Source organism: Streptomyces sp. NPDC028308 (genome assembly GCF_055565855.1).
In genome coordinates this window covers 321,457-343,882 of the sequence record NZ_JBVHTO010000009.1, presented here as the reverse complement: position 1 = coordinate 343,882, position 22,426 = coordinate 321,457, and the positions used below count along the sequence as shown (strand labels likewise).

The following is a 22,426-nucleotide window of genomic DNA, read 5'->3' as shown; positions in this document are numbered from 1 at the left end:
CCCCGGCGACCCGCTCACGCGCTCACCTCCCGGCACGCCCGGTAGAAGTCCTTCCAGCCGTCCCGCTCCCGCACGACCGCTTCCAGGTACTCCTGCCAGATGACCCGGTCGGCCGCCGGATCGCGCACGACGGCACCGAGGATGCCGGCGGCGACATCGCCCGCGCGCAGGACACCGTCGCCGAAGTGCGCTGCCAGGGCGAGGCCGTTGGTGACGACGGAGATCGCCTCGGCGGTGGACAGCGTGCCGCTGGGGGACTTCAGCTTCGTGCGCCCGTCGGCCGTGACGCCGTCGCGCAGCTCACGGAAGACCGTGACGACACGGCGGATCTCGTCGATGCCCTCGGGCGCGGCCGGCAGATCGAGGGATCGGCCGATCTGGTCGACGCGGCGCGACACGATGTCGACCTCGGCCTCGGCGCTCTCGGGCAGCGGCAGCACGACGGTGTTGAACCGGCGGCGCAGCGCGCTGGAGAGCTCGTTCACCCCGCGGTCCCGGTCGTTGGCCGTGGCGATGAGGTTGAAGCCGCGAACCGCCTGCACCTCCTGCCCCAACTCCGGTATGGGCAGCGTCTTCTCGGACAGGATCGTGATCAGCGTGTCCTGGACGTCGGCGGGGATGCGGGTCAGCTCCTCGACCCGCGCGGTCATCCCCTCGGCCATGGCGCGCATGACGGGGCTCGGTACGAGCGCGTCCCGGCTCGGGCCGTGGGCGAGCAGCTGGGCGTAGTTCCAGCCGTAGCGGATGGCCTCTTCGGGCGTGCCCGCCGTGCCCTGGACGAGCAGGGTCGAGTCGCCGCTGACGGCGGCGGCCAGATGCTCCGACACCCACGTCTTCGCGGTGCCCGGCACGCCGAGCAGGAGCAGGGCACGGTCGGTGGCGAGGGTGGTGACGGCCACCTCCACGATGCGGCGCGGCCCCACGTACTTGGGCGTGATGAGCGTGCCGTCCGGCAGGGTGCCGCCGAGCAGATACGTCGCGACGGCCCACGGCGACATCCGCCAGCGGGCCGGCCGGGGCCGGTCGTCCTGCGCGGCCAGCGCGGCGAGTTCGGCGGCGAAGGCGGTCTCGGCGTGCGGCCGCAGTGCCTCGCCCGCCTCTTCCGCGGGCCGTGCCGCGAGCTCCGCCGCGGACGGATTGACGGATGACGGGTCTACGGACACGGACATGGCTCGGTCCCCCTCCAGCTCGGCCGGTTCGATCTGGGTCAACCGTGCACCACGCCACTGACAATGCACTCTGACCTGCGCAAACGTCGTCGCGAGGGCCGATTGTCAGTGGCGGGATCTACCTTCGGTGTCATGACTCAGCAGGGGGTGCGCTGGACTGCGGATCAGGTGCTGGCACTGGCGCCTGACGCCGCGTCACGCAAAGCGGGGAGCAGGCTCGGGTCGGCCGGACCGTGGTCGGAGGCGGGCGATTCGGGCGAGGGGGCGGTGTGGGGGCTGTGCAAGGGCAGCGGCAGCAAGCCGTATCAGACGGTCATAGACGTGGCGGACTCCGCCGGGCCGGCGTACAAGTGCAGTTGCCCGAGCCGGAAGTTCCCGTGCAAGCACGCGCTCGGCCTGCTGCTGCTCTGGGCGGGCCAGGACGGCACGGTGCCGCGGGGGCCGGCGCCGGAGTGGGCCCGGCAGTGGCTTGAGGGGAGGCGAAAGCGCGCGGAGGAGAAACGAGCTGAGGGGACGGCAGGTTCCCCGAGCACCGGCGATCCGGAGGCGGCCCGGCGCCGCGCGGAGCGACGGGCCGAGCGGATCACGGCGGGGGCGACGGAGCTGGAGCAGCGTCTGACGGATCTGCTGCGCGGCGGTCTCGCCCAGGCCGAGCAGGCGGGTTACGGGATGTGGGAGGAGACGGCGGCGCGCATGGTCGACGCGCAGGCGCCCGGTCTCGCCTCGCGGGTGCGGGAGTTGGGGGCGATCCCGGCGTCGGGTCCAGGCTGGCCGGTGCGGTTGCTGGAGGAGTGCGCGCTGCTCCACCTCCTCGACCGTGGCTGGCTGCGCCGCGAGGGGCTGCCGGACGAGCTGGCGGCGACGGTCCGCTCCCGGGTGGGGCTGCCGGCCTCCGCCGACGGCCCGCCGGAGCGGGACCACTGGCTGGTCCTCGCCCAGTACGACACGTCGGAGGGGGCGCTGACGACGCGGCGGATCTGGCTGTACGGCACCGGGTCGGGCCGCACCGCCCTGCTCCTCTCCTACGGGGCGGCCGGACGCGCACCGGAACTGGCGCTGCCGGTCGGGCTGGCCTTCGAGGCGGAGCTGTCGGCGTACTCCGGGGGCGGCAGCGGGCGGGTGGCGCTGGCTGAGCAGTTCACGCCCCCGGTCCCCACACGGATACGTCCGCCGGGCGTCACGACGACCGAGGCCACCGCCCGTTACGGCGAGGCGCTGCGGTCCGACCCCTGGCTGGACTCCTGTCCGGTGACGCTGGACCGGGTCGTGCCGACCCCGGCCGGCGACTCGTGGCAACTGGCGGACGTGGACGGCGACCTGGCGCTGCCCCTGACGCCGTCCGCCGTGGCCCGAGCGGGGCTGTGGCGGTTGGTCTCGCTGTCCGGCGGCGCTCCGGTCACGGTCTTCGGCGAGTTCGGCCACCGCGGCTTCACCCCTCTGACGGCCTGGCCCGAGGGCCCCGGAGAGGCGGTGCCCCTGTGCTGACCCACCCGAGCCCTCGTCGGACCGCCCCGTGTACGGATGGCCACGTCGACACCGACCCGCGTACGGCCACCCTGCGTACGCGCCTTCGTCGGGCCACCCCGCGCCCAGACGACCACCTCGCCACCGCTCCACGCACGCCCACCCTCCGTAAAGAGGACCCGTTCACGACCGATCCGCGTACCACCGACCCCCGTAATGCAGCCCAGTTCACGACCGACTCGTCACCGGAAGGACGCTCATGAACAGGACGCCCGCAGACGCGCCCGCCGGTGACGCCTGGGAGGAACTGGTCACCTCGGCACTGCTCGGGACCGACCGGCGTACGCCACCGGGGTGGACGCCGGGACGGGAGGCTCCGGCGGCCCTCCTCGACGCGGCGGCCGTGGAGACCGTACGGCGCCGGGCAGGGCTGCGACCCGCGCGTGCCGCCGAGCGGCTGGACCGGGCGGCGGGCGATCCTCGCCGTCCGCTGCCGCCCGCCGCGGCACGACGCCTCGCGATGCTGCTGGCCGACCGGCCGGGGTCGGGTCACGGGGGCCGCAGAGGGGCGGCGCCGGACCTGATGGAGCTGCTGCCCCAGTGGCTGGCCCTGGCGAACGCGCGCGGTTTCGCCCCGCCCCCGCAGGCGCTGCCCGCGCTGCTGGACGCCGCCCGGGGCCGCACGGACCTCAGGCCCGCCGCCCTGGCCTTCGCGGGTCCGCGTGCGCTGTGGCTGGCGCGGCTGAACCCGGACTGGCGGTTCGCGTTGCGTGCCGCGCCCGGCGGAGGCGCGTCACTGCCGGGCCCCGGGGAACCGGAGCGGATACGGGAGTTGTGGGAGGAGGGACTCTTCGCCGAACGCGTGGCGCTGCTCTCGGCGATCCGGGCGCAGGACCCGCCGGCCGCGCGCGAGTTGCTGTCGACGACGTGGGCGACGGAGCGCGCGGAGGACCGTCTGATGTTCCTCGACTCGCTGCGGACGGGCCTGGACGCGTCGGACGAGCCGTTCCTGGAGCGGGCGCTGGCCGACCGGAGCCGCAACGTGCGCGCCACCGCGGCGGAGTTGCTGTCCGCGCTGCCCGCCTCCGCGCTCGCCTCCCGGATGGCGGACCGTGCCGGTTCGTGCGTCGCGGTGGACCGCACGCGGAGCGTGCCGGCGATCGTGGTCGAGGCACCGCACCAGTGCGACGCGGGCATGGAGCGCGACGGGGTGGTGCCCAAGCCTCCGGCGGGACGGGGCGAACGGTCATGGTGGCTCGGCCAGTTGGTGGAGTCGGCCCCGCTGCGGACGTGGTCCCGGCGGCTCGGGGGACGTACGCCGGAGGAGATCGTGGCCCTGCCGGTGGCGGACGACTGGCGACCGGAGCTGCATGCCGCCTGGTGCCGGGCGGCGGTGCGGCAGCGAGACCCCGACTGGTCCCGGGCACTGCTCGGTGCGCCGTCGGCTCCGGAGGCGGGCGGACCGGGCGCCGTGTCGCTGGCGGAGCGGGCGAAGCTGCTCGCGACGCTGGGTGCCGCCGAGCGGGCGGACTGGGTGGCCCGGTTCATCGCCACCCACGGACTGTCCGAGGCGTTCCAGCTGCTCGGTGTGTGCGCGGTGCCGTGGAGCGGGCCACTCGGCCGGGCCGTCGTGGACGCCCTGAACATCGCGCGGGACGCGGGGAGCTACCCGTGGAGCTTCAGCGGGGTGATGGGCCTTGCCGAGCGGTGCCTGGATCCGGCGGAGGCCGGACGCCTGGAGGGCCTCACCGCCGTCCCGGACGAACCGGAGGACGCCTCCCCCGGAGCCGGCGGCTACTGGGCCGAGGCGTTCCAGCGCCTGACGACCACCCTGCGCCTGCGGGCCACGATGTCCGCGGAGCTCACGGCCCCCGCCGGACCGACCTCGTGACCGGCACGCCGCCCACGCCCGGACCCGTACGCCTACGAAAGTGCCTTTCCGCACCCCCGCCGCAGTCCGAGCCGCGCACCACGGAGGTCCTACGGCATCAAGAAGGCACCGCCCCAGGACGTCACGACCCGTAGCGCCCCGGCGAAGGAACACCCCGCCGACCGGCAGAGGGCGCCGTCAGGCACAGCCCCGCAGGGCCGCCCCGCCAGAGCTCGGCCGCCGGAGAGCCCGCACCGCGCAGCCCACCGGAGCCGCCATTGCTGGACTCTGCCGGACTTCACGGACCGGCTCAGCCCTCCGGCCCGGCCGGCCGGGGCCCGTCAGACCTGGCCCCCGCCGGTGACCGTTACGCGCCCGCCGGCTGGCGTACGTTCGCGCGCACCCAGTCCACGATCGACGCCGTCGTCGCGCCCGGCGTGAAGATCTCGGCCACGCCCTTCTCCTTGAGGGGCGCGATGTCCGCCTCGGGGATGATGCCACCGCCGAAGACCTTGATGTCCTCGGCCTCGCGCTCCTTGAGGAGGGCGATCACGGCCGCGAAGAGCGTGTTGTGGGCCCCGGAAAGGATGGAGAGGCCGATCGCGTCGGCGTCCTCCTGGATCGCGGTGTCCACGATCTGCTCGGGGGTCTGGTGCAGGCCCGTGTAGATGACCTCCATACCGGCGTCGCGCAGCGCCCGCGCGATCACCTTGGCCCCGCGATCGTGGCCGTCGAGCCCCGGCTTGGCCACCACCACGCGGATCGGACCGGCTGCCACACCCATCACTGCCTCCATGAACCGACTACACAACCTGTTACCGGACAACCTGCGCGGAAAAACCGCACCGCACAACCCGTACCAGTAGATACGGGCGGATATCGCACACACCGCCGCTCACCACACGGGATGCACCCTGCGGCCCGGCCCCCGCGCCGCGCGGACCGGGGAAGTGAACGAACGTTATCGCCAGCATCCCGCACCCGGCAGTTTCACGGTGGAGAGCGAGGGGGAAATCACACGGTGGGACACGTTCGCCGCGCACGTCTCCGATTCCCTGCGGCACACGCGCCGCACGGGCCTCGCGGACCTGCGGTACTCACCGCAGCGGGGCGTACGCAAAGGAGAGCCGCTTCAGTACGGCCGCACCACCGCGCTCCGAGCCGGGCGCCGTGGCGGCGGGGACCTCAGCCACCACCTTCACTCATCGCACCGCGGCTTTCCATGAGGGCACACGGGGGACAGAGGCGTCCTCCGGCGTGCCGACAGGAGGTCGGCCATGAAGGTCACCCGGGCAGTGCGGCCCTTTCTTCCCCTCTGCCAGCGCCTGTTCCCCGGCAGCCTGGCCGGACTCTCGACGGCCCTCCTGAAGGCGACCGCCCTGGAGATCACGATCCTCGCGGGGCATCTGCTGCTCTATCCGTCCGGGATCGCCCAGGAGCGCCGGGCCGCCCCACCCCTTCCGTCACCGGACGCCACCGCGCTGCCGACCGACGCCCGGCCCCCGGTCGTGCTGCTGCACGGCTTCATCGACAACCGGTCGGTCTTCGTACTGCTGCGCCGCAGCCTCGCGCAGCACGGCAGGCAGCGCGTGGAGTCGCTCAACTACTCCCCGCTCACCTGTGACATCCGCACCGCGGCGGAGCTGCTCGGGCGGCACATCGAGGAGATCTGCGAGCGCACGGGCCACGCACGGGTGGACGTCGTGGGGCACAGCCTCGGCGGGCTCATCGCCCGCTACTACGCGCAGCGGCTCGGCGGGGACAGCCGCATCCGTACGCTCGTCACGCTGGGCACCCCGCACACGGGTACGCGGGTCGTCCCGCTGATGAACGCCCACCCGATCGTGCGTCAGATGCGCCCCGACTCGCCGGTGATCGACGAGTTGCGCATGCCGGCGCCGGGTTGCCGGACGCGCTTCGTGAGTTTCTGGAGCGATCTCGACCAGCTGATGGACCCGCTGGAGAGCGCCCGCGTCGACCACCCGGACCTGCTCGCACAGAACGTGCAGGTGAGCGGCATCGGCCATCTCGCCCTGCCCGTCCATCCCGCGGTCGCGACCGGGATACGCCAGGCGCTCGACGCCGAAGAGACGGAAGGGACCGAGGGGATCGGAGCGCCTGAAGCCGCCCGAAGTGGCGGTCTGACCGTGGCTTAATATCGAACATTCATCGAACGCCAGGCCAAGGTCGTGCCCGCCGTCCCCCGAAACACGGCCGAATGCCCGTTTCCAGCCAGCACGAAACCTGCCGAAGATTGTCGCGCCCGCGTACCGCCGGGTACAGTCGCCGCACTGCTCTGCCAGCCCCTGTTGTCGAGGCGAAAGAGAAGTTGGTGAACGACCGTCACCCGTCGGGGACCGTTAACCCCCCGGCTTCGGCTCCCGATGCCGCTGAGGCGCACTACGCGCCGTACGGCCTGCAAGGAGCCCCGTACGGCGACTTCACCACGCACGACGGGTACCCCGCCACCGGATTTCAATCAGGCGGCGGCAGTTACGAGGCCGCGAGTTTCGCGACCGACCCCCTCTTCGGTGACATGCCGGGTGCCGACGCGAGCGCGTCCACCGGTTCTTACGACGCCACGCAGTGGTCCGGCGACCCCTCCATGAGCACGGGAAGCCACCACATGCCCGGGGCCGGCGACCACGGGACGACTTACGACCCGTACGCCGGGCAGCACCAGGCCGCGTACGACACCGGCGGTTACGAGACGAACGCCTGGGGCACCGACTACCAGCAACTCGCCGGTATCCCGCCGCAGTCGCAGGGCCACGACGGCACCGGACAGTGGGACGCGACCGCCTGGAACCAGGCCGAGCACGTCAACCCGCTGGACCAGGGCGACCAGACGCAGCAGTGGGGCACGCAGGTGCTCGACACGGGTGCGTACGACGCCACGCAGTGGAACTCCGACGGCGGCCAGGACACGTACGAGGCGTACGACCAGGCCGCTTCGCCGTCCGAGACGTACGAACAGCCGGCGGCCCAGCCCTTCGACCAGCTGCCGACGGCCACGTTCGAGCAGGTTTCCTTCGACCAACCCGAGCACGGACAGGCCGAGTTCGACACGGCCGACGACGAGGACGGCCCGGCTACGGGGTCGTTGCTGCTCGACGGTGTCGAGGAACTCGTCGCCGCGCCGGCCGCGGTCGTCCCGGGTGCGCGATCGGCTTCGCGCACCGGAAGCCGATCCCGGCGCCGAGCCCCGGCCAAACGTTCCGCCCTGCTGACGGTGGCCGTTCCCTCGGCGTGCGTGATGGGGGTCGCGGGCATCGCCGCCGCCTCCGTCGTGAGCGTGAGCGCGGACGACAACGGCACGGAGACGACGGCCGCGGCGCCGGAGAAGGCATCCGTGAAGCCGTCCGCCGCCAACAACAAGCTGGACACCCAGCTCGCCAACCTCTCCGCGGACGCCGACGACTTCGCCGACCGCGCCAGCCGGACGCAGGAACGCATCGACCTGAAGGCCGAGCAGGAGGCGGAGAAGAAGAAGGCGGCGGAGGAGGCGGCCCGCAAGGAGCGGCTGCGCCCCAAGTTCGCCCTGCCGGTCGCGCAGAAGGGCCTCAGCGCCTATTACGGGCAGTCCGGCATCAACTGGATGTCCGTGCACACCGGCATCGACTTCCCCGTCTCCTACGGGACGACGGTGATGGCCGCGACCGACGGCACCGTGCGCACGCAGTGGAACAGCGCCTACGGCAACATGGCGATCGTGACCGCCAAGGACGGTACGGAGACGTGGTACTGCCACCTCTCGACGTACAAGGTCGCCTCGGGGACCACCGTGAAGGCCGGCGACCCGATCGCGTTCTCCGGGAACTCCGGCAACTCGACCGGCCCGCACCTGCACTTCGAGGTCCGTCCGGCGGGCGGCTCGGCGATCGACCCGCTGCCGTGGCTCCGCAGCCACGGCATCGACCCGACCTGATCGCCCACTCCGCCCGGGACGGCAACTCGTCTCTGAATCGCGGTCGTTGTCCGGCCCGCCCGTCAACCGCGGGCGAGCCGTGTCCCGTTCAGCCTCGCGTCAGAGCTTCTCGACCGGCGCGTACCGCAGCAGCAGCCGCTTCGGCTTCGGTTCGCCGAAGTCGACCGTCGCCTCCGCGTTGGCGCCCGTGCCCTTCACGCCGACGACCGTGCCGAGGCCGAACTGGTCGTGCGTGACCCGGTCACCGACGGCCAGCGAGACCACCGGCTTCTCGGCGACACCGCGGCGCGTCGCGAAGCCGGACGCGCCCGAGGCCGCGGACCGCGAGCGCGACGAGGAGAGCGACGCCGCCACCCCCGAGACCGGCCCCGAGGACACCGGTCCCATGGAACCCGTGCGCTTCCACTCCAGATGCGCGTCCGGGATCTCCTCCAGGAAGCGCGACGGCGGGTTGTACGACGGCTGGCCCCAGGCGCTGCGCATGGAGGACCGCGTCAGATACAGCCGCTCCCGCGCGCGGGTGATGCCGACGTACGCCAGGCGCCGCTCCTCCTCCAGCTCCTTGGTCTGGCCGAGTGCGCGCATGTGCGGGAAGACGCCGTCCTCCATGCCCGTGAGGAAGACGACCGGGAATTCGAGGCCCTTGGCGGTGTGCAGGGTCATCAGGGTGATGACGCCGTTGCCGTCCTCCTCGTCGGGGATCTGGTCGGAGTCGGCGACGAGCGCGACCCGCTCCAGGAACTCGGAGAGGCTGCCCGCGGCCTCGCCCTCACCGGCCTCCTGCTCGAACTCCAGGGCGACGGCGGCGAGTTCCTGGAGGTTCTCGATGCGGGTCTCGTCCTGCGGGTCGGTCGAGGCCTGCAACTCGGCCAGGTAGCCGGTGCGTTCGAGGACGGCCTCCAGGACGGTGGCCGGACCGGCGCCGGACTCGACGACCGTCCGCAGGTCCTCCATCAGCGTGTTGAACCGCTTGACGGCGTTCGTCGAGCGGGCCGCCATGCCGTACGCCTCGTCGACGCGGCGCAGCGCCTGCGGGAAGCTGATCTTCTCCCGCTGGGCGAGGGCGTCGATCATGGCTTCCGCCCGGTCGCCGATGCCGCGCTTGGGCACGTTCATGATGCGGCGCAGCGGGACGGAGTCCTCCGGGTTCGACAGCACGCGCAGATACGCGAGGACGTCCCGGACCTCCTTGCGCTCATAGAACCGGACGCCGCCGACGACCTTGTACGGCAGGCCGACGCGGATGAAGACCTCTTCGAAGACACGGGACTGGGCGTTCGTACGGTAGAAGACGGCGACGTCTCCCGCCTTGGCGTCGCCCGCGTCGGTGAGGCGGTCTATCTCGTCGGCGACGAACTGTGCCTCGTCGTGCTCCGTGTCGGCGACGTAGCCGGTGATGCGTGCGCCGGCGCCGGCGTTGGTCCACAGGTTCTTCGGGCGGCGGCTCTCGTTGCGCTCGATGACGGCGTTGGCGGCGCTCAGGATCGTCTGCGTGGAGCGGTAGTTCTGCTCCAGGAGGATCGTCGTCGCGTCCGGGTAGTCCTCCTCGAACTGGAGGATGTTGCGGATCGTCGCGCCGCGGAAGGCGTAGATCGACTGGTCGGCGTCACCGACGACGCACAGCTCGGCGGGCCCGAGGTCGCCCTCGGCGGGCGGCACGTCCACGGGGTGCTCGGCGGTGCCGACGAGCTCGCGGACGAGGGCGTACTGGGCGTGGTTCGTGTCCTGGTACTCGTCGACCAGCACGTGCCGGAAGCGGCGGTGGTAGTGCTCGGCGACGTCGGGGAAGGCGCGGAGCAGATTGACCGTCGTCATGATCAGGTCGTCGAAGTCGAGGGCGTTGGCCTCGCGCAGCCGCGACTGGTACATGGCGTAGGCCTGGGCGAGGGTCTTCTCGAAGCCGTCGGCGGCCTGGGCGGCGAAGTCCTCCTCGTCGATCAGCTCGTTCTTCAGGTTGCTGATCTTGGCACTGAAGGACTTCGGCGGGAAGCGCTTCGGGTCGAGGTCCAGGTCGCGGCAGACCAGGGCCATGAGGCGCTTGGAATCGGCGGCGTCGTAGATCGAGAACGAGGAGGTGAAGCCGAGCCTCTTCGACTCGCGGCGCAGGATGCGGACGCAGGCGCTGTGGAAGGTCATCACCCACATCGCGTTGGCCCGCGGGCCGACGAGCTGCTCGACGCGCTCCTTCATCTCGCCCGCGGCCTTGTTCGTGAAGGTGATCGCGAGGATCTGGCCGGGGTGCACATGGCGCTCGCCCAGCAGGTACGCGATGCGGTGCGTGAGCACGCGGGTCTTGCCCGATCCGGCGCCTGCCACGATGAGCAGCGGGGAACCGGCGTGCACCACGGCCGCCCGCTGGTTCTCGTTCAGCCCGTCCAGCAGCGCCGCCGGGTCCACCGCGGGGCGCGCGGCGCCGTCGCGGTAGTACGCGTCCCTGCTCGGGGGCGCGTCGAAGCGGCCGCCGAACAGGTCGTCCGGGAGGTGCTCCGGCGTCCCGTCCTCGGGCGGCGGCGGGGGCTCTTCCTCGTGGGCCCCGGAGGGCTTGAGGTCCGCCAGGAAGCTGTCGTCAAAGAGGCTGCTCATCGCCTTCCGAGTCTAGGCCGCCCCACTGACACCCCGCGGCCACCTCGGGAACTCCGCCGCATTCCGGGACCGGCCCGCCGGTCACCGCCGCCCCGCTCCCCTCGTAGGCGCATCGCCCCCGCACCACTCGCCAGGCCCGCCGTCTTCCCGTACCCGGGCCGCCGCTTCGCCCCGTCGGGCAGCGTGCCGCTCCGTCCGGTGCCGCCCCCGCCGCCCGGCCGCTCTCGCCGTCCGGAACCACCCCGTCACCTGGGGTGACGGCCGGACGAGACGCACACCACGTCCGCCGAGGAAGGCGCACATGTCAGGACAATCAGCCGGAAAACGATCCGCGACGGCGGCGCGACCCGGTCCCCGCGAAAAAGGTCACGAAAACGTATCGGGCATATCGAACATCAACCTTCACAGAAGCCACACGCGTTGGCTAGCGTGCCGGTCAGGCCGCCCGACCCAACCGGCGAACGACGCCGGGCCGCGCGGCCTCCGCCGAGTCCGGCGCGCCCACGCGGCAACCGGAGCCGGGGACCCACCGACCTTGGGGTGAATCGGTCCGACCGCCTTGTCGGGCGCGGACCGTAGGGCAACCCTTCCGAACCACCCGCCCGAACCCGACAGCTAACTCGGTAGGCGGATCGTGGAAGGAGTCGCCTCTCTTGGCGTCGCATCGCAAATGGCGTCCTGCGGGAACGCGCGTAGCGGGTGTCCGGGCCCCGGGCCTCGCCACGGCGGCCCTCACGTCCGTGGCCCTGCTCTCGCAGACGGCGAACGCCGCGCCCTCGGCCGAACCCAGGCCGAGTCTCGAGGAAGTCCAGAAGAAGGTGGACGACCTCTACCACCAGGCCGAGACGGCCACCCAGAAGTACAACGCGGCCAAGGAGAAGAGCTCCAAGCAGCGCCAGCGCGTCGACACCCTGCTGGACGACGTGGCCAAGCGCACCGAGAAGCTCAACACGGCGCGCGAGGAGCTGGGTTCGTACGCCGCCGCCCAGTACCGCACCGGGGCCGCAGCCCCCGACACCGCGACCCTCCTGCTGGCGGACGACCCGCAGGACTACTTCGACCAGACCCAGCTCATGGGCCGTCTGACCAGCCGCCAGAAGGTGGCGGTGGACGACTACGTCACCGAGCAGGCGGCGACGGCGAAGAAGCGGGCGGAGGCCTCCGAGAGCCTGGAGAAGCTGACCACCTCGCAGCGGACGCTCAAGTCGACCAAGGCCGAGGTGCAGCGGAAGCTCGCCGACGCCCGCGGACTGCTCTCGAAGCTCACCGCCGAGGAGAAGGCGCGGCTCGCGGCGATCGAGGAGAAGAAGCGCGAGGAGGCCGACCGCAAGGCCGAGGAACTGGCCAGGCAGCAGGCCGCGCAGGAGGAGCGGAGCCGCGAGGAGACCGCCCAGCAGGACCAGGGCGACTCGGACGCCGGCGCGGGCGGCACGGCGGAGGACCCGGCGTACGCCACCACGGCCGACAAGGCCATCGCCTTCGCGCGGGCCCAGGTCGGCAAGCCGTACGTGTGGGGCGCGACCGGCCCGGACTCCTACGACTGCTCCGGTCTCACCCAGGCCGCCTGGAAGGCCGCGGGCGTCTCCCTGCCGCGCACCACCTGGGACCAGGTCGACGCGGGCACCACGGTCCCGCTCTCCGACATCAAGCCCGGTGACCTGGTCTTCTTCTACGACGACATCAGCCACGTCGGCCTGTACATCGGCAACGGCATGATGATCCACGCCCCGAAGCCGGGCGCGTACGTCCGCGAGGAGTCGATCTACTACGACGGCACCTCGTCGATCCACAGCGTGGTGCGCCCCGCGTAGGGGACGCCACCACGCCGGCACCCCCTCGCGTTCGTGTCCGGTACGGCCCCCGGGTCGCACCGGACACGGCCGCCGGGCCTGCCGATGACCATGGGGTCACGCCGGGCGCGGCCGTCGGGCCGGTCGGGCCGGTCGGGCCGGTCGCCCAGGGTTCCCCGGGCGGGCGCCGTCAGGTCCAGAGCACCGCGATGAAGATGTTCGCGACGGTCAGCAGGCCGACCGCGGCGAAGGCGCCCTTGTCGACCTTCTCCTCGTCGCGCTTCACGTAGACGAGCCCGAGGATCACGATCAGCAGGGCCAGCTTCACGCCGAGCTTGACGTTGTCGAGCGAGTTGTCGTCGGCTTGGTTGAGACCGACCAGCACGACTCCGGTGACCAGCATGGTGAGCGCGCCGTGCAGCATCGCGGGGACGAAGCGGGCCGTGCCCTGGCCCATCGCCTTCATCTGGGTGAGGAAGCCGCCGAGGAGCGCGGCGATGCCGATGATGTGCAGGCCGACGAAGAGATGGATGAGTACGTCCATGCGCCGGAGCCTAATCGGGGCCCCGCCGGCCGCCTCCACCAGCCCTCCCTCCGGCTCCGGTAGCCGTCTCCAGCGACCCGCTTCCGGCTCCGGCAGCCGTCCGGCCCCCCGGTCGGTCGCACCCCACGGGACCCACCCGCCGCAGTGTTCACCTCCGTCTCGGCGGTCACGCGACACCTCTCACGACCGCCCAGTGGGCTCATAGCACCAGGGTCTCGGGCCCCGTCGGAAAATCCCCGCTTCGGTCAGCACTCAGCGTCAAGCCGACGCCCACGGACCGGGAGCGCGGTCACATCCGGTCACCCGGCGGACCTCTCCCGCCACTTCCGCACATGGCGTCACCGGCCGCTCACGCTCAGGTTTAGCGTCCTCCCCCAGGTGACCGGCTCTCCACCGCCGCCCGGGCCAGGGGCGGCAACCGGTCGCTTCCGCCGAAAGGTCCGGCGGCGCCCCGCTCCCCCTGTGCGGGCCGTCGCCGGACGCGTCGCCGTGCCCCGCCGGGCGGCCGTGCGGAACGAGTCTTCGCGAAAGGATGTGTGCCCTCGTGGCATCGCACCGCAAGCCCAGACAACGCTCGCTCGGCGGTCAGACGGCCCGCACCGCCGCCACCCTCGCCCTCGCGGGCGCGACGACGGCCACCGCCTTCGAGGGGACGGGACACGCCGAACCGCAGCTCTCCCCGGCGCAGGTCAAGGCCAAGGTCGACAAGCTGTACCAGGAGGCGGAGGTCGCCACCGAGAAGTACAACGGGGCGAAGGAGAAGGCCGACAAGGGGGAGCGGCGGCTCAGGACGCTGCGCGACGAGGCGGCCCGCAGGACGGACCGCCTCAACTCGGCCCGGGACGCGCTGGGTTCGATCGCCACGGCGCAGTACCGCACCGGCGGCCTCGACCCCGCCGTGCAGCTCGCGCTGTCCGAGGACCCCGACCGGTACCTGGACGGGGCCGCCTTCGCCGAACGTGCGGGAAGCCGGCAGGCCGCGGCCGTGGCGCGCGTACGCAAGCAGCTGCGCGAGATCGAGCAGCTGCGGGGCGCCGCCCGCGTCGAGCTGACCTCCCTCAAGTCCCGGCAGGCCGAGCTCAAGCGGCAGAAGAAGACGGTCAACACGAAGCTGGGCGAGGCACGCCGGTTGCTGTCCCGGCTCACGGACGAGCAGCGGGCGCGGCTCTCGGCGGACGGCGGCGGCACCGGGCACGCCTCGCGGGCCGGCGCACGGGAGACGGCGGGCCTCCCGTCCGGCACCGGCACGAGTGCCACCCCGGCCAAGGCGCCCGGTTCCCGGGCGGCGGAGGCGGTCGCGTACGCCTATCAGAAGCTCGGCAGCCCCTACGTGTGGGGCGCCACCGGCCCCAACGCCTTCGACTGCTCGGGCCTCACCCAGGCCGCGTACCGCGCCGCGGGCGTGTCGCTGCCCCGCACGACGTACGCCCAGATCGGGGCCGGCCGGCGGGTCTCGCGCGCCGAACTCCAGCCGGGGGACCTCGTCTTCTTCTACTCGGGAATCAGCCATGTGGGCATCTACGTCGGAGGCGGCCGGATGATCCACGCCCCCAACCCGTCGGCGCCGGTACGACTGGCGCCGATCGACGAGATGCCGTTTGCGGGGGCTACGCGGGTGGTGTGAGGACCCCGTACGGCAGGCGGAGGATTCCGGCCGGACGCGGGTACGCGCTGATGGCATGGCCACGTTCGCGCGGTAGCGTCGACCGCAGACGCGCACCGTCCGTCGTGGTCCAGCGGCATCGCCGCCCGTCGCCGTCCGAGAGGTCCCGATGTCCCCTTCCCTGCTGCCGCTTCCGCCGCCCTGGCAGCTGCGGACCTGGCCGGACCGGTCGGCGCTGCTGGCCGACCGGGGGCGGGCCCTGGAGGAGTTGCGGGCGCGAAGCCTCGGGGTGCACCGGGTGCTGCTGCTGTGGCTGTTGTCGCTCGTGGCGATCATCGGGTGGGCGCTGCTGGTGCTGCCGCTCCAGCAGTTCGAGCAGGGTGATCCGACACGCGTGGTGCTGGGGCCGATCTTCGCGATCCTCGGGCTCGCCTCGCTCGCCCCGCCCGTCGTCGCGGTCGCCGTGGCCGTCCGCCGCGACCGCCAGATCGAGCAACTCCTCGACGCCTGGCTGGTGTTGGACAGTCACCCGCCGACGGACGCCCGCCTGCGCTCCCCCGGCCTCAGCCTCTTCTGGCTGCTCTCGTCCACCGTCATGTGCGCGATCGGGCTGTGGGCGTCGCTCGCGGCGGTCTCGGGCGCCGAGCCGGGCCGCGACGCGCACAGCGACGTCGTCCTGGGGATGGGCATCGGGCTGATCCTGTGGCTGACGGGCCTGCTCGGGATCGCGAAGGCCGTACGCCACTACCGCTGGGTGCTACGGGTCCTGGGACCGGCGCCGGCCGCGACGCCCCGCTGACACCGCTCACCCCCGCCGACCCGGACGACCGGCGGGCCCCGACCGCCCTCGGCCCGCCGCAGCCCCGCGCCTTCCCCGGGTGCGGGCCCGCCGAGTACGGGCGCGTGACCACCGGGTACGGGCGCGAGAGGCCCGGTCGCTCACACCAGCCGGCGTGCCGTCGCCCAGCGGGTCAGCTCGTGCCGGTTCGACAGCTGGAGCTTCCTCAGCACCGCCGAGACATGGGACTCGACCGTCTTGACGGAGATGAACAGCTGCTTGGCGATCTCCTTGTACGCGTAGCCGCGGGCGATGAGGCGCAGGACCTCGCGCTCGCGCTGGGTGAGGCGGTCCAGGTCCTCGTCGACGGGCGGGGCGTCGGTCGAGGCGAAGGCGTCCAGGACGAACCCGGCCAGGCGGGGCGAGAAGACCGCGTCGCCGTCCTGGACCCGGAAGATGGAGTCCACCAGGTCGGTGCCGGTGATCGTCTTGGTGACGTAGCCCCGGGCGCCGCCGCGGATCACGCCGATCACGTCCTCCGCGGCGTCCGAGACCGAGAGCGCGAGGAAGCGCACCGGCTGCTCCGGGTCGGCCATCAACGGTGCGCAGCGGCGCAGCACTTCGACGCCTCCGCCGCCCGGCAGGTGGACGTCGAGGAGGACGACCTCGGGCCGGGTGGCCGTGATGACCGTGACCGCCTGGTCGACGTCGGCGGCCTCGCCGACCACCTCCACGCCGGTCCGCTCGGTCTCCCCGATCTCGGCCTGCACCCCCGTACGGAACATGCGGTGGTCGTCGACGAGCACGACCCGCGCCCGGCGCCCGCCCGCGGCCGGCCCGGCCGGTTCCGTGGGCTCGCCGGCCCCCGTGGCGCCCGCCTCGGCAGAACTTCCGGGTCCCGCGGGCCCCTTGGCCTCGTCCGGCCCGTTCACGTCGCTCATGACGTACTCTCCGCCCTCTCCATCTCCAGCTCGACCTCCGTGCCGCCGTCCGGCACCGCACGCAGCCGCGCCGTGCCGCCGTTGCGCTCCATGCGGCCGATGATCGATTCTCTGACGCCCATGCGGTCGGCGGGTATCGCGTCGAGGTCGAAGCCCGGGCCGCGGTCCCGCACGGACACGAAGACCGTCCTGCCCTCGACTTCGGCGAAGACCTGTACCGCGCCGCCGTCGCCACCGTACTTGGCGGCGTTCACCATCGCTTCCCGCGCGGCCTGCATCTGTGCGGCGAGGCCCTCGTCGAGCGGGCAGTCCCCGACGACGACGACCTCGATGGGGACGCCGTGCTTGTCCTCGACCTCCGCGGCGTTGCGCCGGACCGCCTCGGCGAGGGTGTCCGGTTCCTCCGCCTCGTCCTTGCCGGTGCCCTCCGGTTTGTAGAGCCAGGCGCGCAGGTCGCGCTCCTGGGCGCGGGCGAGCCGGCGGACCTCGCCCGCGTTCTCCGCGTTGCGCTGGATCAGGGTCAGGGTGTGCAGCACCGAGTCGTGGACGTGCGCGGCGACTTCCGCCCGCTCCTGGGCGCGGATGCGCATCAGGCGCTCCTCGGAGAGGTCCTGGGTCATGCGGACGAGATAGGGGCCCGCGAGGAGCGCTATGCCGACCAGGACGGCGAGCGCCGCCTGGAGGACGGAGCCGAGGTGGGCGGCGGAGCCCTGGAGCACGAATATGCCGGAGACGCCGGCGGTGACCAGCAGGACACCGGCGGCGGAGCGCAGCAGCGTCAGCGTGCGTCTGCGGCGGCCGACCTCCATCCAGCGGGCCCGGCGCGCGTTGTCCGCCTGGCGCCAGACCAGGGCGACACCGGCGCCGACGAGGACGGTCGGCCAGAGATACGCCTTGGCACCGCCGCCGAGATTCACGTTGCCGACGAAGACCAGGGCCACGACGACCATGAGCAGCAGCGCGACGATCTGGCCCCGGTCCGGCTTGCGGGCGACCAGTCTGCGCCGGCCGTCGGGCGCGGGCTCGGTGGTGACCGCAGGGGGGCGCCCGGCGTCGACGCCGCCGACTCCCAGCGGCACGAAGAACCAGAACGCCGCGTACAGCAGCGCGCCCAGGCCGTCCGCCATGAACAGGCCGACGAACATCAGCCGCAGCCACACGACAGGCAGCCCGAGATGCCCGGCGAGCCCCCGCGCCACGCCACCGAGCCAGCGTCCGTCGCTGCTGCGGTAGAGCTTGCGCGGCGGCCGCGGACCCTCGAGCGGGGCGAGTGGCACTGCTGCGGCTTCCGGCATGCCATCGATGTTCACACGCCCGGCGGACCGGGGCATCAGGGTCGGCCCCCGAGACTCCCCTGATCTTCGAAGGACCGGCGTCAGAACGCTTCCCCCCGGCCTCGTCAGGGACGATCTCAGGGTCGGGCCAGGGTCATCCCGACTCCCCTCACGGCCCCTCGCCCGTCACCATGGACCCATGACAGATCACCAGCACGCGGCGGCACCGGATCCCGGTCCGGGCCCGGGCGCCGGAGCGGCCGGCCCCGGCCCCGCCGGCGAGCCGCGCGCGCACGGGGCGCACGGAGGAGCGGCCCCGCCCGGCCCCCCGCACCGCTTCCGGCGCGACCGCCGGCAGAAGATGCTGGGCGGGGTGTGCGCCGGGCTCGGGCGGCAGTGCGAGATGGACCCGGTGATCTTCCGGATCGTGCTGGCGGTGCTCGCCGCGACCGGCGGCCTCGGCCTCATCTTCTACGGCTTCGTCTGGCTGTTCGTCCCGACCGACGACGACGAGGAGAACGAGGTACGCAAGCTGCTCACCGGCCGCGTCGACGGCCAGGCGCTGGCAGCGGTCCTCTTCGCCCTGGTCGGCTGCGGCGTCTTCCTCTCCATGCTGCACAACGGCGGGGTGCTCGCCTTCGCCGTGATACTGGCCATCCTGCTGGCGGGCGCCGGGTACTGGTCGCAGCAGCGCGGCGACCCCGATCCCGACCCGCTCGCCGCGCAGGCCGCGGCCGACGCCCCGCCCGAGGCCAAGGCGCCCCCGGTGCCGTACGCGTACCCGTCCTGGTGGCGCGACCCGATCGTCAAGGACGGCACACATGTCGGCGGCACGGGCTATCTGTGGGGCCCCCCGGACTCCCGGGACCGGGACATAGCGGCTGCGGTGAACATCGCGCGCGGCACGTCCCGCAGCCACATACGCGTGTCCCAGGAGCCGCAGCCGCGCGGCCCGCGGTGGATCGGCGGCTGGGTGTTCCTGACCGCACTGGTCGCGGGCGCCCTAGGCACGGGGCTCACCTGGGACGACCACGCGCTCGGCACCAGCGTGCAGACCGGGCTCGCCTGCGCGCTCGTCGTCTTCGGCGTCGGCATCGCGGTCAGCGCCTTCCTCGGCCGTACGGGGGCCGGTTCGGTCTTCCTCGCCGTCGTCACCGCCGGGTTGCTGGCCTGCGCCGCGGCTCTCCCCGGCGACATCAGCACCCACTGGGTCCGCACCACGTGGACCCCGGCGGCGGTCTCCGACGTACAGCGGACCTACGACCTCGGCACCGGTGTCGGCACCCTGGACCTCAGCGGCCTCGACCTCGCCAAGGGCCAGACGGTGTCCACGCACGCCGAGGTCGGCGTGGGCCGGCTGAAGGTGGTGGTCCCCGACGACGTGACCGTGCGGCTGGACATCGAAGTGGGTGTCGGCGACATCCAATTGCCGGGCGACGACAGCAAGGACGTGGACGTGCAGCCGGGCAGGAACAAACAGGTGACGCTCCCCCCGGCCACGGGCGGCAAGAGCGCGGGCACGCTCGACCTCCAGCTGGAAGTCGGCGCCGGACAGGCGGAGGTGGCCCGTGCTACGTCATGAGTTCCAGCCGGGAAAGCTGATAGCGGGCTGCTTCCTGGCCCTCGCGGGCGTCGTCTACGCCGGTGACGCGGGCGGCCTGTGGGAGACCCCGTGGTTCGCAATGATCCCGATCGTCGCGGGCGGCCTGTGCCTGGCGGGCGCGGCGGCGTTCCTGACGAGCGCGCTGCGCCGACGCCGCTCGTCCAGAGCGGAGCGGGCCCCTTCTGAAGCGGGGGCGTCCCGCTGACGGGGCGGCCTTATGAGTAGACGCCCGCGCGGCGGCGCCTGGCGCGAAGGGCGGCGTCCACGGACAGGACCGCGGCGCCGGCGAGGACGAGAGGCAGCCAGGCCATCAGGTACGCCAGGTCGTTGCCGTAGTAGTAGGGATCGGAGGCCCAGCTCACCGTCAGCCAGAGGCTGAGGGAGATCAGCGCGCCGCCGAGCGCGGCGAGGCGGGCCAGCAGACCGAGGAGGGTGCCGATGCCGACGGCCAGCTCGCCGAAGGCGATGGCGTACCCGAAGCCGACGGGGTTGTTGAGAGCCAGGTCGACGAGGGCGGGGATCGCGGACGAGTTGCGGGCGGCGCGCATCATGTCGCCGATCGAACCGGCTCCGGCGTCCTTCATGAAGGCGCTGTCGGTGAGTTTGTCGAGACCGGCGTAGATGAAGGTGACGCCGAGGAAGACGCGCAGGGGGAGCAGGGCATAGCGCGTGGCGGAGTCCCGCCACGTCCGGTCTCCCTCGGGATACGTGCTGTCGTGCGTGTCCGGACGCATGCCGTGAGTCATCGCTGCCGCCGCCTCTCGCCCCACCATGCCGTTGACCCCTCAACAGACCATACGTACGCCACGCTCCCCCCGCTCACCCCACCAAGGGAGCCCCCACATGAGGCGGCCCCCGTCCCGACCCCCAAGGCCCACCTGCCCGGCGGGCCTCTACAGGGACCCACCAAACTCGGCGCCTCCGAGACACCGCACCCCGTTGGGAACACGCCCACTCCCGCCGCCACGGCCGACGCCGAGGTAGAACGGCAAACCGGCGCCAACGGGGTGCCACCCGGGTGGGGCCCACTCCAAATCGGCTGCATCGGCACCGGCGCCACGGCTGAGGTCGGGGTAGGTCGGCGACCCCGGCGCCAACGGGGAGCCGCCTGCGCCCGCCCTCCCCCACTCTCGGCTCCGCTCGAGCGGGGGGACCCCCATCGCCCCGAGCGGCACGCATGCCCGCAGCTAGGTCCACCGGGCTCGCGCCCCGCAGCTCAACCACCCACGACCGCAAGCCGCCCTGCGACCGAAGGGGCCGTGCCGGTACATCAAATGGCCGTCGAGACGGGGACGTACGCAACCGAGGAACGCTGGTAACGGACGCCGACACCAACTACCGACGGCCGGATGTACCGGCACGGCCCCGACCCACCCACCGGCCCCGCCGCGCCCGACGCCCACAAGGCCGGACACCGCGCCCGCTCAGTCCGTCACGTCGATGGTGCAACGGTTCGTCTCCACTCCCGCCGCGGTGACCACCTGCACCTCCACCCGTCCCGGTTCCACATCCACCGGCACCGGCACCGTCAGCACCGCGTCCGTCGGGTTGCTGAAGCCTCCGGGCACCGGAACCAGCGGCACGTGGACGTTGACCGGCCCGATCCGGACGACCATCCGGGACAGCCGGTCCGCCGTCCCCGCCCCCGGCGGCACGAACCCGGCCCCGCGGATCTCGATGTCGTCCCCCGTACGGATCGGCGCGTCCAGATCCCCCGCCTCCCGCGCACGGACGACCGACAGAATCACCGGGCGCCCACCCTCCGCGTACTTCCCCGCGACATACGTCGCCGCCGAGACGAGCACCAGCACCGCCAGCCCCCACGGCAGATCGGGCAACTGCTCCGGCCGCCGGGCCAGCCGTACCACCGCGAAGACCAGCGCGACGGCACCGACGACCACGTACTGGATGTCGGCGAAGCTCCCGCGTCCCGAGTCGTCGGTGAGCAGATCGGCGGCCCGGGGACGATCGGCCCGCACCTTCTGCAGACGCTGCCCGAGCACCCGCAGCCCCACCACACGCCGCACGAGCACGGCGATCCCGCACACCACGGCGACGACGGTCACCACACCCGCGCCCCGGGCGAGTTCGAGCCCGGAGATGAGCCGGTCCCGCTCGGCGTGCCCGGACGCGAGGGCCAGCTGCCCCACGAGGACGAGAACGGCGTACACCACGAGGACGACCCAACTCGCGGCCACCGCACGGGAGGTGGAGAGCCGGTTGTCCTCGCCGACGACAGGGGCGAGGACCCCGCCCCGCGCCCGGTGGAAATACCCCGCACCGGTCAGCAGCCCGCCCACGAGAACCGCGGCCACCAGCCCTGAGGTCCGCGCGGGCGACCACCCCGCGCCGATCGCGGTCAGCGCCTGCCCAAGGAGCAGTAAGCCGACGACACCCCAGACGGCGAACGCGGTACGGCGCCACAGCCGCGCCAGCCAGGCCTCGCCCTCGACGCGTCCGCGCTCGGCGACGAGGTCCGCCGACTGGGTCAGCTCGTCCGAGACCCACTGCCGGGACGCGGTGACGGAGTGCGCGACCGCGGCGGGCAGCCCCTGCCCGGCCGCGAACTCGTCGCGCTTGGCGAGGAATTCGGCGACCGCGCGCCGGTGCCCCTCGCGGGCGCCGTGCGGACAGTCCCCGCACGTGCAGCCACCGTCGTGGCCCCCGCGCCCGGAAACCGGCCCCGACCCCCACCCGGACCGGAACCCGGAACCCGCCCCGGCGCCGTGCCCGGACCCGGAACCCGAACCAGCCCCGTACCCGTACCCAGAACCCGCCCCGCCGCCGTACCCAGCCCCAGAACCCGCCCCGTACCCGGCGCCCGACCCGGCCCCAGAACCCGCACCAGACCGCGAACCCGTACCGGCCCCGCCCCCCGA

General features: G+C 72.8%; 16 protein-coding genes, 1 pseudogene and 1 riboswitch. Of the genes and pseudogenes, 9 read left to right on the top strand and 8 right to left on the bottom strand.

Features of this window, described 5'->3' with window-relative positions; all coding sequences use genetic code 11:
* Positions 1 to 14 precede the first annotated feature (14 nt).
* Positions 15 to 1,169, bottom strand: coding sequence for an ATP-binding protein (locus ACZ4VA_RS22600; RefSeq protein ID WP_355789237.1), 1,155 nt, complete (start codon positions 1,167 to 1,169; stop codon positions 15 to 17).
* Positions 1,170 to 1,301: 132 nt separating this feature from the next.
* Between ACZ4VA_RS22600 and ACZ4VA_RS22595 the strand changes: the two genes are divergently transcribed.
* Together ACZ4VA_RS22595 and ACZ4VA_RS22590 are read left to right on the top strand one after the other, a co-directional pair.
* Complete coding sequence (locus tag ACZ4VA_RS22595) at positions 1,302 to 2,654, top strand: SWIM zinc finger family protein (RefSeq protein WP_356243041.1); 1,353 nt, start codon at positions 1,302 to 1,304, stop codon at positions 2,652 to 2,654.
* Between the two features lie 238 nt (positions 2,655 to 2,892).
* Positions 2,893 to 4,524, top strand: coding sequence for a DUF5691 domain-containing protein (locus ACZ4VA_RS22590; RefSeq protein WP_468082425.1), 1,632 nt, complete (start codon positions 2,893 to 2,895; stop codon positions 4,522 to 4,524).
* A 346-nt stretch (positions 4,525 to 4,870) separates the two neighbouring features.
* Here ACZ4VA_RS22590 and ACZ4VA_RS22585 read toward each other — a convergent pair whose 3' ends face one another.
* On the bottom strand, positions 4,871 to 5,287 hold the full coding sequence (locus tag ACZ4VA_RS22585; protein WP_355784842.1) for a cobalamin B12-binding domain-containing protein: 417 nt from the start codon (positions 5,285 to 5,287) through the stop codon (positions 4,871 to 4,873).
* A gap of 493 nt (positions 5,288 to 5,780) precedes the next feature.
* Between ACZ4VA_RS22585 and ACZ4VA_RS22580 the strand changes: the two genes are divergently transcribed.
* A complete protein-coding gene (locus ACZ4VA_RS22580; protein ID WP_356170075.1) occupies positions 5,781 to 6,659 on the top strand; it encodes an esterase/lipase family protein in 879 nt (292 codons plus the stop codon).
* 176 nt (positions 6,660 to 6,835) lie between these two features.
* A complete protein-coding gene (locus ACZ4VA_RS22575; protein WP_356170073.1) occupies positions 6,836 to 8,431 on the top strand; it encodes a M23 family metallopeptidase in 1,596 nt (531 codons plus the stop codon).
* 99 nt (positions 8,432 to 8,530) lie between these two features.
* On the opposite strand, the gene pcrA is transcribed toward ACZ4VA_RS22575, so the two are convergent.
* Positions 8,531 to 11,014 carry a DNA helicase PcrA gene (pcrA, locus tag ACZ4VA_RS22570; protein WP_355784833.1) on the bottom strand — a complete coding sequence of 828 codons (2,484 nt, stop codon included), beginning with the start codon at positions 11,012 to 11,014 and terminating at the stop codon, positions 8,531 to 8,533.
* A gap of 488 nt (positions 11,015 to 11,502) precedes the next feature.
* Positions 11,503 to 11,660, top strand: a riboswitch (cyclic di-AMP (ydaO/yuaA leader).
* Between the two features lie 7 nt (positions 11,661 to 11,667).
* On the opposite strand from pcrA, the gene ACZ4VA_RS22565 reads away from it, so the two are divergent.
* A complete protein-coding gene (locus tag ACZ4VA_RS22565) occupies positions 11,668 to 12,825 on the top strand; it encodes a C40 family peptidase (RefSeq protein ID WP_355784830.1) in 1,158 nt (385 codons plus the stop codon).
* Between the two features lie 169 nt (positions 12,826 to 12,994).
* Here the strand turns inward: ACZ4VA_RS22565 and ACZ4VA_RS22560 are convergent, their stop codons facing one another.
* Positions 12,995 to 13,348 (bottom strand): hypothetical protein, encoded by a 354-nt coding sequence (locus ACZ4VA_RS22560; protein WP_355793761.1) that lies wholly within the window; start codon positions 13,346 to 13,348, stop codon positions 12,995 to 12,997.
* A 544-nt stretch (positions 13,349 to 13,892) separates the two neighbouring features.
* Between ACZ4VA_RS22560 and ACZ4VA_RS22555 the strand changes: the two genes are divergently transcribed.
* Together ACZ4VA_RS22555 and ACZ4VA_RS22550 are read left to right on the top strand one after the other, a co-directional pair.
* Positions 13,893 to 14,972, top strand: coding sequence for a C40 family peptidase (locus ACZ4VA_RS22555; protein ID WP_468082424.1), 1,080 nt, complete (start codon positions 13,893 to 13,895; stop codon positions 14,970 to 14,972).
* A 148-nt stretch (positions 14,973 to 15,120) separates the two neighbouring features.
* A complete protein-coding gene (locus ACZ4VA_RS22550) occupies positions 15,121 to 15,750 on the top strand; it encodes a hypothetical protein (RefSeq protein ID WP_355793757.1) in 630 nt (209 codons plus the stop codon).
* A gap of 140 nt (positions 15,751 to 15,890) precedes the next feature.
* On the opposite strand, the gene ACZ4VA_RS22545 is transcribed toward ACZ4VA_RS22550, so the two are convergent.
* A complete protein-coding gene (locus ACZ4VA_RS22545) occupies positions 15,891 to 16,670 on the bottom strand; it encodes a response regulator transcription factor (protein ID WP_355789556.1) in 780 nt (259 codons plus the stop codon).
* The gene (locus ACZ4VA_RS22540; protein ID WP_355789559.1) at positions 16,667 to 18,001 is read right to left on the bottom strand and encodes an ATP-binding protein; all 1,335 of its coding nucleotides are present in this window, start codon (positions 17,999 to 18,001) and stop codon (positions 16,667 to 16,669) included. Before ACZ4VA_RS22540 ends, ACZ4VA_RS22545 begins: the two co-directional genes overlap by 4 nt.
* A 142-nt stretch (positions 18,002 to 18,143) precedes the next feature.
* Here ACZ4VA_RS22540 and ACZ4VA_RS22535 point away from each other — a divergent pair, with 142 nt between their 5' ends.
* Both ACZ4VA_RS22535 and ACZ4VA_RS22530 read left to right on the top strand, forming a co-directional pair.
* Entirely contained in the window at positions 18,144 to 19,526 is a 1,383-nt protein-coding gene (locus tag ACZ4VA_RS22535) for a PspC domain-containing protein (RefSeq protein ID WP_356170062.1), read from the top strand.
* The gene (locus tag ACZ4VA_RS22530) at positions 19,513 to 19,752 is read left to right on the top strand and encodes a hypothetical protein (RefSeq protein WP_468082423.1); all 240 of its coding nucleotides are present in this window, start codon (positions 19,513 to 19,515) and stop codon (positions 19,750 to 19,752) included. Before ACZ4VA_RS22535 ends, ACZ4VA_RS22530 begins: the two co-directional genes overlap by 14 nt.
* Positions 19,753 to 19,762: 10 nt before the next feature.
* Here the strand turns inward: ACZ4VA_RS22530 and ACZ4VA_RS22525 are convergent, their stop codons facing one another.
* Entirely contained in the window at positions 19,763 to 20,293 is a 531-nt protein-coding gene (locus tag ACZ4VA_RS22525) for a DoxX family membrane protein (protein WP_355789568.1), read from the bottom strand.
* A 678-nt stretch (positions 20,294 to 20,971) separates the two neighbouring features.
* Positions 20,972 to 22,213, bottom strand: a pseudogene (locus tag ACZ4VA_RS22520) (hypothetical protein); the annotation flags it as partial.
* Between the last annotated feature and the right edge of the window lie 213 nt (positions 22,214 to 22,426).